Source organism: Streptomyces sp. NPDC093586, assembly GCF_044764905.1.
GTDB lineage: Bacteria > Actinomycetota > Actinomycetes > Streptomycetales > Streptomycetaceae > Streptomyces.
In genome coordinates, this window is record NZ_JBIWJA010000063.1 from 17468 (window position 1) to 28360 (window position 10893).

Sequence of the window (10893 nt, forward strand, 5' to 3'; positions counted from 1 at the left end):
AAGTCTCCTGTCTCATCGCATGAGCGAGCCTTGGTGACGGAAAGACCGGCATGTGCGTTCGTACGGACGCCGGGGCGGTCCCGCGGGTCGGGTCACGTCCTGTCGATATGGACATTCGTCGACTTCACGCGGGCGGTGGCCTCCATCCCGACCTCCAGGCCGAGTTCCTCGACCGCCTCGCGGGTCAGCAGGGAGACGAGCCGGTGCGGACCGGCCTGGATCTCGACCTGGGCCGCGACGTCGCCCAGCTTGATCGCGGTCACGATCCCGGGAAAGGCGTTGCGGACCGAGGTGTAGGGGGTGCCGTCGTCGGCGGCGCCCGACCGGGCCAGGCCGGCCGAGAACGCGGCCAGGTCCCGCCCGTCGACGAGCCGCCGTCCGCCCTCGTCGCGGTGTGTGGTGATCCGGCCCGCGTCCGCCCAGCGGCGGGCGGTGTCCGGGCTGACGCCGAGCAGCCGCGCCGCCTGGCCGATCGTGTAGGACTGCATGCCGGTCACGATAGGCGGAGGCGAGGGGTGCTGCGTCCAGGCCCCCGCTCCGTCGCGAATGTTCACGATCGCATCCCGAATGTTTCGGCCATCTTGCACCCTCCTGACGCTCGTGTGTCCTTCCCGAGTGTGGCCGATCGCAGATTCTTTCGGTACAAGGGCTTGCCACCGTTTATGGGCTGTCTCTAGGGTGCGGCAACAACGCAGCTTTCTGAATTCCTTCCGAAACTTTCGGAATTACTCGAGGAGCGCAAGATGGGCGACCCGGCACTGTCCCGCCGCGGCTTCATGGCGGCCTCCGCCGCGGCCGGTCTGGGAATGACGGCACTGAGCGGCTGTGGCGGCGACTCCGAGGGAGGTTCGTCGGGAACGACCACGATCGAGTGGTGGAACATCTCCACCACCCAGCCGACGAAGGACGTCTGGGCGGCGCTCGCGAAGCAGTTCGAGGCGCAGAACCCCAAGGTCAAGGTGAAGATCGTCCAGCTGGAGAACGACGCCTACAAGTCCAAGATGACGGCGCTCACCGCCTCCGGGAAGCTCCCCGACATCTTCCACACCTGGGGCGGCGGCGTCCTCGAGCAGCAGGTCGAGGCCGGTCTCGTCGAGGACCTCACGGACCGGACGAAGGAGTGGGGCGAGGGCCTGCTGCCGGTCGCCAAGGAGCCGTACCTCATCGACGACAAGGTGTATGGCATTCCGTTCGACATCGGCATGATCGGCTTCTGGTACAACAAGGCGCACTTCGCGAAGGCGGGCATCACCACGCCGCCGACCACCTGGAGCGCCTTCCTCGACGCCGTGCGCGCGCTGAAGTCCGCGAACATCACCCCCATCGCCCTGGCCGGCAAGGAGAAGTGGCCCGCCATGTACTACTGGGCGTACCTGGCGATGCGCACCGCCGGCGCCGACGCCCTGGAGAAGGCCGACGACGACAAGGACTTCACCGGCGACGACTTCGTCCAGGCCGGGCAGCACCTGCAGGAACTGGTGGACCTCCAGCCGTTCCAGAAGGGCTTCCTCGGCGCCGCCTACTCCACCCCCAGCGGCCAGGCCGCGGCCGTCGGCAACGGCAGGGCCGCGATGGAACTGATGGGCCAGTGGGCACCGGTGGTGGAGGCCGACGCGGGCAAGGGCCTCGGGAAGGACCTCGGCTTCTTCCCGTTCCCGGCGGTCGAGGGCGGCAAGGGCACGATCACCGAGGTGTTCGGCGGCGGCGGCGGACATGCGCTGCGCCAGGGCGCCCCGCAGGCCGCCGTCGACTTCCTGAAGTTCTTCGCCTCGGCCACCACCGACCGCGAACTGGTCAAGAAGACCGGCGTCCTGCCGGTGGTCCCGGCCGCCGAGGACGCCCTGACCGACCCCAACCTCCAGGCCGTGCAGAAGCAGCTCAAGGGATCCACCGGCTTCCAGCTCTACCTCGACCAGGCCTACGCGCCCGCCCTCGGCCAGGAGATCAATGACAGCGTCGCCGCGCTCGTCGCCGGCTCCAAGTCGCCGCAGCAGGTCGCCGAGTCGATCACGAAGACCGCCAAGGAAGAGCAGTAGGCCCGATGACCTCCACGTTCCTGCCGGACAAGCGGACCGGCCCCGACGCCGACCGTCCGCCCCCGCCCGCCGACGCGGCCCGGGTCCGGGCCCGGCGCCGTACGTACCACTGGCTCACCGCGGTCGGCTTCCAGGTGCCCGCGCTGGTGCTGTTCATCGTCCTGGTGCTGCTGCCCATCCTGTTCGCGCTGTACGCCGCCTTCTTCCGCTGGGGCGGCTTCGGGATGCCCTCGGAGTACATCGGCACCGAGAACTTCACCCGCGCGTTCGACGACCCGGTCTTCCTCGGCGATCTGTGGCGCTGTCTGCTCCTGGTCGTGCTCTCCCTCGTCCTGCAGCTGCCGTTCGCGCTCGCCATGGCGGTGCTGCTGAACCAGAGGATGCGCGGCCGGGCCGTGTACCGGATGCTCTTCTTCGCCCCGTACGTGCTCTCCGAGGCCATCACCGGCGTGCTGTTCGCCATGATCTTCGCCCCCGGCGACGGCCTCGCCGACCACATCCTGGACGGCATCGGCCTCGAAGGACTCGGCGGCGAGTGGTTCGCCGACCCGTCGATGGTGATGGCGACCCTCTTCCTGGCGATGACCTGGAAGTACTTCGGCTTCCACATGATGCTCTATCTGGCCGGCCTCCAGTCCATCCCCAAGGAGCTGAACGAGGCGGCGCTCATCGACGGCGCCAACGCCTGGCAGCGCTTCCGCGGCGTCACCCTGCCGCTGCTCGCGCCCACCCTGCGCATCAGCGTCTTCCTGTCGGTCATCGGCGCGATCCAGCTGTTCGACCTGGTGTGGGTGATCACCCAGGGCGGCCCCGACCACCACTCCGAGACCATGGCCGTGACCATGTTCCAGTTCGGCTTCAAGCGCTACCAGGTCGGCTACGCCAGCGCGATCAGCGTGGTCATGTTCGGCATCAGCCTCGTCTTCGCCCTCGCCTACCAGCGGTTCGTGCTCCGGCGCGACCTGGAGGGAGCCACCACGACCATGCGAGGAGGCGGGAAGTGACCGCCCGTTCCAAGTCCCGTGCCGGGCGGGTCCTTCCCGTGCACGTCGTCCTGATCGTCGTCGGCGCCGTGATGGCCGTACCGCTGGTGTACGCGGTGCTGTCCGGCTTCAAGTCCACCGACCAGCTGTCCCGCAACCCCGTCGGGCTGCCCGACCCGTGGGTGACCTCCAACTACACCGACATCCTGGCGTCCGGCTCCTTCTGGCGGCTGGTCGGCAGCAGCACGCTGATCGCGGTGGGGACCACCGTCCTCGTGGTCGTGGCGTCCGCGCTCGCCGCGTTCTCCTTCGCCCGGTTCGCCTTCCGCGGACGGGAGTTGCTGTTCACCCTGTTCACCATGGGGCTGATGTTCCCCTTCGCGGTCGCCGCCCTGCCGCTGTTCCTGCTGCTGCGCTCCCTGGGCCTGCTGGACAACCCGCTGGGCGTCATCCTGCCGCAGGCGGCCTTCGGGCTGCCGATGACGATCATCATCCTGCGCGGCTTCTTCCGGGAGATCCCCGGCGAGCTGGAGGAGGCGGCCACGCTCGACGGCTGCGGCCCGTTCGGCTTCTTCTGGCGGGTGCTGCTGCCGATGGCCCGGCCGGCGCTCGGCACCGTCTCCGTCCTGGCGGTGGTCACCAGCTGGAACAACTTCTTCCTGCCGCTGCTGGTGTTCACCGACTCCACGTGGTGGACGATCCCGATCGGCGTCCAGCAGTTCCAGGGGCAGTACTCGGCCGACACGGCCCGCGTCTTCGCCTACCTGGTCCTGGCGATGGTGCCGGCCCTCGCCTTCTACTCCGTCGCCGAGCGCCAGCTCGTCGGCGGCCTGACCGCCGGCGCCACGAAGGGATGACACGCGCCGCGCACGCACCCGCGCCACACCCGCACCCGCACGTGAGGAGTCGCAGCATGCGCACGTCCCGTACGGCCGCCCGCTCCCGTACCCGGCTCAGACTCGCCGGCGCCCTGGCGGTCACGCTGGTCGCAGCCGGCGTCGCCGGCGGGCCCGCGGCCCAGGCCGGTGAGGAGCGGCACGGCAGGGACCGCGGCACCCTCGCCGAGCTGGCCCAGCGGCACGGCCGGTACTTCGGCAGTGCCACCGACAACCCCGAACTCACCGACGGCCCCTACACCGCGCTGCTGGGCCGCGAGTTCGACCAGACCACGCCCGGCAACGGCATGAAGTGGTACGCCACCGAGCCGCGGCAGGGCGTCTTCGACTGGACGGCGGGCGACGAGATCGTGGACCTCGCCCGCGCGAACCGTCAGAAGGTGCGCGGCCACACCCTGGTCTGGCACAGCCAGCTGCCGGACTGGATCACGGACCGCGACTGGACGGCCGCCGAGCTCAGGACCGTACTGAAGAAGCACATCCAGACCGAGGTACGGCACTACCGGGGCAAGGTCTTCGCCTGGGACGTCGTCAACGAGGCCTTCGACGAGGACGGCACCTACCGGGAGTCCGTCTTCTACAAGACCCTCGGCCCCGGCTACATCGCCGACGCGCTGCGCTGGGCCCACCAGGCCGACCCGCACGTCAAGCTCTACCTGAACGACTACAACATCGAGGCCGTCGGCCCGAAGAGCGACGCCTACCTGCGGCTGGCCAAGGAACTGAAGGCTCAGGGCGTGCCGTTGCACGGCATCGGTCTGCAGACCCACCTGGCCCTGCAGTACGGCTATCCGGCCACCCTGGAGGAGAACCTCCGCCGCTTCGCGAGGCTGGGCCTGGACACCGCGCTGACCGAGGTCGACATCCGCATGGAACTCCCCGCGGACGGGGCGAAGCTCGCCACGCAGGCCGACTGGTACCGGCGGCTCACCGAGGACTGCCTGGCCGTGCGGCGGTGCGTGGGCATCACGCTGTGGGACTACACGGACAAGTACTCGTGGATCCCGGCGGTCTTCGAGGGTGAGGGCGCGGCCCTGCCCTGGGACGAGCGACTGCGCCCGAAGCCGGCGTACCACGCGATCAGGGAGGCGCTCGGCGGAAGGTGAGCGCCCTGTACGCGCCGGGGCCGGCCCGCGGGAGTGTCCGCGGGCCGGCCCCGAGTGCCGGGCGGAGCGGCGCCGTACCGCCCGGAGGGTGCTCAGGCGGCGGTCATCAGCCCGGCGTCGAGCGGGCGGTGCGGGGCGATGACCCTGCCGTCCGGCAGAAGCTCACCGGTGTCCTCGAAGAGGACGACGCCGTTGCACAGCAGGCTCCACCCCTGCTCCGGGTGGTGCGCCACGAGACGGGCGGATTCCCGGTCGGCGGAGTCGGCTGGAGGACACGGTGGCTGGTGCTGACACATGAGTGGGGTCTCTCGGTCCGTCGTGATGGATGAGTGCGCTGTCTTGTCTGTCCCGCGGCGTGAAACGTCGTCCATGGCCGCCCCCCGTGGTGATAGTCGGTCCGATCCCAGTGTTGCCCTACGGGCGTCGATCCGCAGGTATTTCGCGGCACCGCTTCTCACGGGTTGGAGACGCGTCACCCGCGCGGACGGTTCACCTCAACCGCACTGTCACTTCGGGTGGTTCACCATGGCCGGATGGGACTAGTCCGCTCGGAGTGGTGACAGGCCCCGGCGGTCAGGCGGAGGAGTGGAGCAGTCGCGTCGGCGTCACCCGGTGGGTCAGGAGCGGGAGCAGTTCGGCCACCCGGTGCGGCCGGTGGGCCGCGATGCCGGGCGGTGCCGGCGCGAGCGGCACCAGCAGGTCGGTGCCGGCGGGATACCCCTCGGCCGGGTCCGCGGCCGGGTCGCCGTACAGCCACAGCGTGAGCATGTAGAGGCCGGGGACCGACAGGAGACGCGGCTGGTAGGGCTGCGGCAGCGCCTCCGCCTGGCGCAGTGCCCGTTCGGTCGAGGCGATGTAGGGACCCTCGAAGAAACGGGAGAAGGCCCACCCGTCCGGGGTCGGCGTGGTCTCCGCCGCCGCCACCGCCCGGTCGCCGCTGCGGATCAGGAACCGCCAGCCGGTCAGCCGGGTGACCGTCACGCCCTCGGCGGAGACGCCGTCCAGGACGTGCACGGGCAGCGGTAGTTCGGGGGTGACGGGTCCCTGGGCGCCGAGCAGGGACGGGGTCCGGGCCTCACGGACCGCGGTGGGGGACGAGAGGGCGGTGAGGACGGAGCGCAGGGCGGGCGCGGGAGCCGGGGGGACGTGCAGGGGCATGGTGGGTCGCCTCTCATTCGAAGGCACGGTGGCGCGAGGGCGGTGCGTGACAGGGCGGTGCGGTGCGGGGCGGACGACGCTGTCAGCTCACGGGGTGGAGAGGCAGAGGCCGGGGTCCGAGAACCGAGAAGTGGGGTGAGGCCTGCCGGCGTGGGCCCGGCGGCAGGATCCTTCGACCGTGGGCGCCGGTCTTCTGCCTTGTCCGCGGAGTTTATACGACATGTGTTCAGACTGTGTTTCAGCTAGCCGTTCGCGGCAAGCAGTACAAGAACACATTCGGTCGTTGATATGCGGGAATCCTCCGGATTCCGCACCCAGGACAAGGCGGTGACCTCGGAACATGCTCACCGAGCGGTCGGCCAATTGTCATCGGCGTTTTTCACTAGGCGCCGGTCCGTGAAACTGCGGATGCGCCATGCCCGGCGAATGTGCCACCGGTCACAACGGTTCAGCGTAGCGGGTGCCGGGGCCGCGCGGGGACGTTATCGATCGCTTCGGCTGGGCATCATCCCACCTGACCGGCACACCGGCGGCCGGATCTTCAACCCGACGCTCCGAGAAGGGACTCTTCCATGGGGGAGAAGGTCGTGGCAGGTCAGTTCGACCTGTCCGATCGCCAGCGCTACCGCGACAAGCTCCAGCGGTGCCTGACGGGCCTGGAGCGACTGCTGGCGGAGAAGCGGTTCGACCGTCCGAAGAACCTGATGGGGCTGGAGATCGAATTGAATCTCGTCGGGGCCGACGGGATGCCGAAAATGTTGAATGCCCAAGTCCTCGAGCGCATCGCCAGCCGCGACTTCCAGACAGAACTCGCCATGTTCAACCTGGAAGTCAACATTGCCCCACACCGATTGGGTGACCGGGTATTCGACCGGCTCGCCGAGGAGATCCGCACATCACTGGCGTACGCGGACCGGAAGGCCGGCGAGGTCGACGCGGGAATCGCGATGATCGGCATTCTGCCGACCCTCGACCGGGACGACCTGGTTCGCTCCAACCTCTCGGCCGTCGACCGCTACGCGCTGCTCAACGAACAGATCGTGGCCGCCCGCGGCGAGGACTTCACGCTCGACATCGAGGGCGTCGAGCATCTCACCTGCACGTCCAGGTCCATCGCCCCCGAGGCCGCCTGCACCTCGGTGCAACTGCACCTCCAGGTCACCCCGGACCGCTTCGCCGATGTGTGGAACGCGGCCCAGGCGGTCGCCGCCGCGCAGATCGCCCTCGGCGCCAACGCGCCCTTCCTGTTCGGCCGTGAGCTGTGGCGCGAGTCGCGGCCCCCGCTCTTCCAGCAGTCCACCGACACCCGCCCGCCCGAGCTCCAGGCCCAGGGGGTGCGCCCGCGCACCTGGTTCGGGGAACGGTGGGTGACCTCGGCCTACGACCTGTTCGAGGAGAACCGGCGCTACTTCCCGGCGCTGCTGCCGATCTGCGACGACGAGGACCCGCTGGAGGTCCTGGACGCCGGCGGCGTGCCCAGGCTCGCGGAACTCGTCCTGCACAACGGCACGGTCTACCGCTGGAACCGCCCCGTCTACGACATCGCCGACGGCGTGCCGCACCTGCGGGTGGAGAACCGCGTCCTGCCCGCCGGCCCCACCGTCACCGACGTCATCGCCAACGCGGCCTTCTACTACGGAGTCGTCCGCGCGCTCGCCGATGAGCCCCGGCCGGTGTGGACCAGGCTGCCCTTCGAGGCCGCCGCCGCCAACTTCGACGCGGCGTGCCGCCACGGCATCGACGCCCGCTTCGAGTGGCCCCGGCGCGGCCGGCTGGGCGGCACCGCCGAGGTCGACGCGGCCGTCCTCGTACGCGACGAACTGCTGCCGCTCGCCGAGGCCGGGCTGGACGCGTGGGGCGTGGAGCCCGCCGACCGGGACCTGTACCTCGGGGTGATCGAGGAGCGGTGCCGGCGCCGGGTCAACGGCGCGTCCTGGCAGGCGGCCACGTTCCACCGGGCGCTGGAGGCGGGCCTGTCCCGGGAGGCGGCACTGGCCGCGACGACCAGGCGCTACGTCGAGCTCATGCGCCAGGGCGACCCCGTGCACCTGTGGCCGGTGGGCCTGTCGGAGACGACGCCGCCAAGCTGACCGCCGCCGGGCCCGTCCCCCGCACCCCGCCGCGCGCCGCCCCATACTGATCGGGCAAGCTGTGACGTTCCGGCTGGAGGCAGGTGTGCATGGCGGAGGCGGACCCGGTGGACGATGCGTTCCCTCAGGAGTCACTCGACGGGGGACCCCCTCGCGAGGGGCGGCTCTCGCGGCGGCTCCTGCGTGACGAGACGCTCCTCGTCCTGGCGCTGTCGCTCGGCGCGAGCGGGGTGTCCGCCCTCATCAGCTTCATCGGCTCGCTCACCCGGCCCGGCGGTCTCAAGGACCAGGCGGCCACCCTCAACGCCTCGGCCGCGCCAGGCCGCCCCTGGCTGGACCTGGCCTGGCAGCTCTTCGGGATCACCACCGCACTGGTCCCGGTCGCCCTCGTCGGCCACTTCCTGCTGCGCGAGGGCAGCAGCCTGCGCACCCTCGGGTTCGACCGCACCCGCCCGTGGCCGGACCTGGGCCGCGGGGCCGCCGTCGCCGCCGTCATCGGCAGTACCGGCATCGCCTTCTACCTGGCCGCCCGGGGCCTCGGCTTCAACCTCACCGTGGTGCCCGAGGCGCTGCCCGAGGTGTGGTGGAAGTACCCCGTGCTCATCCTCTCGGCGGTGCAGAACGCCGTCCTGGAGGAGGTCATCGTCGTCGGCTACCTGCTGCGCCGGCTCGACCGGCTGGGCTGGAGCCGGGGCGCCTCGATGGCGGGCAGTTCGGTGCTGCGCGGGTCGTACCACCTCTACCAGGGCATCGGCGGCTTCGTCGGCAACATGGTGATGGGTGTGGTGTTCGTGTACCTGTACCGCCGCTGGGGCCGGGTGGGTCCGCTGGTGGTGGCGCACTCGCTGCTCGACATCGGGGCCTTCGTGGGCTACGCGCTGCTGGCCGGGAAGGTCGGCTGGCTGCCGACGGCGTGACGGGGACCCGGGAGCCTCCTGGGTCCCCGTCATCCGGTCACGCCAGCAGGTCGCCCTCGATCACCGTCACCGCGCGTCCGCTCAGCAGCGTGCGCTCCCCGCTCAGTTCCGTGCGGACGCGGCCGGAGCGGGGCGAGGCCTGGAGCCCGGTGAGGACGGGGCGGCCCAGACGGTTGGACCAGTAGGGCGCGAGCGCCGTGTGGGCGCTGCCGGTGACCGGGTCCTCGTCGATGCCGACGTTCGGGAAGAAACAGCGGGAGACGTAGTCGTAGCCGCGGGCGGGGTCCTCCGCGCGGGCCGTGGCGATGATGCCGCGCCGTGAGTGGGCGGCCAGGGCCTTGTGGTCCGGGGCCAGCCCGCGGACGGTCTTCTCGTCGGCCACCTCGACCAGCAGGTCGCCGACGCTCGGGCCGGTGTCGAGGGCCGCGCGCGGCTCCGCGCCCAGCGCCTCGGCGATGCCCGCGGGGACCTCGACCGGCGTGAGCGGGGCCGTCGGGAAGTCGAGGGTGATCGAGCCGTCCTCGCGGGGCGTGGCGATCAGGACGCCGCTGCGGGTGGCGAACCGCACCGGCCCCTCGTGGGCGCCCGTGGTGTGCAGGACGTGGGCCGTGGCGAGCGTGGCGTGGCCGCACATCGCGACCTCGGTGGCGGGCGTGAACCAGCGCAGCGCCCAGTCGGCATCGCCGCCCGCGGGCAGCGGGTGGGCGAAGGCGGTCTCGGCGTGGTTGACCTCCAGGGCGATCTTCTGGAGCCGGTCGTCCTCCGGGAAGGCGTCGAGGAGCAGGACCCCGGCGGGGTTGCCGGCGAAGGGCCGGTCGGTGAAGGCGTCGACGATTCGGATGCGCATGCCCCGACGCTAAGCGCCGCGCGAAGCCGCAGGCCAAGGCCAATCCATGAGTTCTGGACCGACTTCCGGGCCGACGGGCTGTCGGCAGGGGCTTGTCGCACGACAGTTGCCGATATATCGTTGAAACATCGCGATGGATCAACGACTGAATGGAGTGATGGTGATGCGCACCCATGGGCACGAGCGTGGTCACGGTGGGCACGGGCGCGGCGGCTTCGACGGCCGGCGCGCGGCGTTCGGCCCCTTCGGGCCGGGCGGTCCCGGCGGCCCCTTCGGACCGGGCTTCGGCGCCGGCCCCTGGGGAGGCCGGGGGCGGGGCGGCGGTCCCAGGGGCAGGGCGCGGCGCGGCGACGTACGCGCGTCGATCCTCGCCCTGCTCACAGAGCGCCCCATGCACGGCTACGAGATGATCCAGGAGATCGCCGAACGCAGCGGCGGGGCGTGGAAGCCCAGTCCCGGCTCGGTGTACCCCACCCTTCAGTTGCTGGAGGACGAGGGCCTGATCGCCAGCGAGAGCGAGGGCGGCAAGAAGCTCTTCTCCCTCACCGAGGCGGGCCGCACCGCGGCCGAGGGCGGCCCCGAGGCGCCCTGGGAGGAGGCCTCCCGAGGCGTCGACTGGGAGGCGCTGAACGACATCCGGCAGGCCGGCTTCGGGCTGATGGAGGCCTTCGGCCAGGTCTGGAAGACCGGCAGCAAGGAGCAGCGGGAGAAGGCGCTCGCCGTCATCGGCGAGGCCCGCAAGAAGCTGTACCTGATCCTCGCCGACGATTCCTAATGGAGTTGTCAAGCGGCCTGCGTGACGGACGGTATCGGTTCGTAGCACCTTCCGTCACGAAGCAGGGCCCACAGGACGTTGACCC

The 10893-nt window shown here is 70.7% G+C and carries 11 protein-coding genes; 7 read left to right on the plus strand and 4 right to left on the minus strand.

What is annotated here, in order from left to right; all coding sequences use genetic code 11:
- Positions 1-92: 92 nt before the first annotated feature.
- Complete coding sequence (locus ACIRFH_RS35110; RefSeq protein ID WP_403530166.1) at positions 93-488, minus strand: molybdopterin-binding protein; 396 nt, start codon at positions 486-488, stop codon at positions 93-95.
- A 255-nt stretch (positions 489-743) separates the two neighbouring features.
- Here ACIRFH_RS35110 and ACIRFH_RS35115 point away from each other — a divergent pair, with 255 nt between their 5' ends.
- The 4 genes from ACIRFH_RS35115 to ACIRFH_RS35130 all read left to right on the plus strand — a co-directional run bounded on the left by ACIRFH_RS35115 (position 744) and on the right by ACIRFH_RS35130 (position 5021).
- Positions 744-2036 carry an extracellular solute-binding protein gene (locus ACIRFH_RS35115; RefSeq protein WP_403530169.1) on the plus strand — a complete coding sequence of 431 codons (1293 nt, stop codon included), beginning with the start codon at positions 744-746 and terminating at the stop codon, positions 2034-2036.
- 5 nt (positions 2037-2041) lie between these two features.
- Positions 2042-3040 carry a carbohydrate ABC transporter permease gene (locus ACIRFH_RS35120; protein WP_403530172.1) on the plus strand — a complete coding sequence of 333 codons (999 nt, stop codon included), beginning with the start codon at positions 2042-2044 and terminating at the stop codon, positions 3038-3040.
- A gap of 71 nt (positions 3041-3111) precedes the next feature.
- Positions 3112-3876 carry a carbohydrate ABC transporter permease gene (locus tag ACIRFH_RS35125; RefSeq protein ID WP_403530194.1) on the plus strand — a complete coding sequence of 255 codons (765 nt, stop codon included), beginning with the start codon at positions 3112-3114 and terminating at the stop codon, positions 3874-3876.
- 56 nt (positions 3877-3932) lie between these two features.
- Positions 3933-5021, plus strand: coding sequence for an endo-1,4-beta-xylanase (locus tag ACIRFH_RS35130; protein WP_403530175.1), 1089 nt, complete (start codon positions 3933-3935; stop codon positions 5019-5021).
- A 92-nt stretch (positions 5022-5113) separates the two neighbouring features.
- Here the strand turns inward: ACIRFH_RS35130 and ACIRFH_RS35135 are convergent, their stop codons facing one another.
- Positions 5114-5317 carry a DUF5999 family protein gene (locus ACIRFH_RS35135; RefSeq protein ID WP_403530178.1) on the minus strand — a complete coding sequence of 68 codons (204 nt, stop codon included), beginning with the start codon at positions 5315-5317 and terminating at the stop codon, positions 5114-5116.
- 277 nt (positions 5318-5594) lie between these two features.
- Positions 5595-6179: a hypothetical protein gene (locus tag ACIRFH_RS35140; RefSeq protein WP_403530181.1), complete on the minus strand. Its 585-nt coding sequence runs from the start codon at positions 6177-6179 to the stop codon at positions 5595-5597.
- Between the two features lie 572 nt (positions 6180-6751).
- Here ACIRFH_RS35140 and ACIRFH_RS35145 point away from each other — a divergent pair.
- Positions 6752-8269, plus strand: coding sequence for a glutamate--cysteine ligase (locus ACIRFH_RS35145; protein WP_403530184.1), 1518 nt, complete (start codon positions 6752-6754; stop codon positions 8267-8269).
- 89 nt (positions 8270-8358) lie between these two features.
- The gene (locus ACIRFH_RS35150; protein WP_403530187.1) at positions 8359-9186 is read left to right on the plus strand and encodes a CPBP family intramembrane glutamic endopeptidase; all 828 of its coding nucleotides are present in this window, start codon (positions 8359-8361) and stop codon (positions 9184-9186) included.
- A gap of 37 nt (positions 9187-9223) precedes the next feature.
- Here ACIRFH_RS35150 and ACIRFH_RS35155 read toward each other — a convergent pair whose 3' ends face one another.
- Positions 9224-10033, minus strand: coding sequence for a PhzF family phenazine biosynthesis protein (locus ACIRFH_RS35155; protein WP_403530190.1), 810 nt, complete (start codon positions 10031-10033; stop codon positions 9224-9226).
- Between the two features lie 163 nt (positions 10034-10196).
- On the opposite strand from ACIRFH_RS35155, the gene ACIRFH_RS35160 reads away from it, so the two are divergent.
- Positions 10197-10808 carry a PadR family transcriptional regulator gene (locus ACIRFH_RS35160; RefSeq protein ID WP_403530196.1) on the plus strand — a complete coding sequence of 204 codons (612 nt, stop codon included), beginning with the start codon at positions 10197-10199 and terminating at the stop codon, positions 10806-10808.
- Positions 10809-10893 lie beyond the last annotated feature (85 nt).

Bases quoted from the DNA above. Each gene is read 5' to 3' on its own strand.
- ACIRFH_RS35110 (WP_403530166.1), bottom strand. From the start codon at position 488: ATGCAGTCCTACACGATCGGCCAGGCGGCGCGGCTGCTCGGCGTCAGC.
- ACIRFH_RS35115 (WP_403530169.1), top strand. From the start codon at position 744: ATGGGCGACCCGGCACTGTCCCGCCGCGGCTTCATGGCGGCCTCCGCC.
- ACIRFH_RS35120 (WP_403530172.1), top strand. From the start codon at position 2,042: ATGACCTCCACGTTCCTGCCGGACAAGCGGACCGGCCCCGACGCCGAC.
- ACIRFH_RS35125 (WP_403530194.1), top strand. From the start codon at position 3,112: ATGGCCGTACCGCTGGTGTACGCGGTGCTGTCCGGCTTCAAGTCCACC.
- ACIRFH_RS35130 (WP_403530175.1), top strand. From the start codon at position 3,933: ATGCGCACGTCCCGTACGGCCGCCCGCTCCCGTACCCGGCTCAGACTC.
- ACIRFH_RS35135 (WP_403530178.1), bottom strand. From the start codon at position 5,317: ATGTGTCAGCACCAGCCACCGTGTCCTCCAGCCGACTCCGCCGACCGG.
- ACIRFH_RS35140 (WP_403530181.1), bottom strand. From the start codon at position 6,179: ATGCCCCTGCACGTCCCCCCGGCTCCCGCGCCCGCCCTGCGCTCCGTC.
- ACIRFH_RS35145 (WP_403530184.1), top strand. From the start codon at position 6,752: ATGGGGGAGAAGGTCGTGGCAGGTCAGTTCGACCTGTCCGATCGCCAG.
- ACIRFH_RS35150 (WP_403530187.1), top strand. From the start codon at position 8,359: ATGGCGGAGGCGGACCCGGTGGACGATGCGTTCCCTCAGGAGTCACTC.
- ACIRFH_RS35155 (WP_403530190.1), bottom strand. From the start codon at position 10,033: ATGCGCATCCGAATCGTCGACGCCTTCACCGACCGGCCCTTCGCCGGC.
- ACIRFH_RS35160 (WP_403530196.1), top strand. From the start codon at position 10,197: ATGCGCACCCATGGGCACGAGCGTGGTCACGGTGGGCACGGGCGCGGC.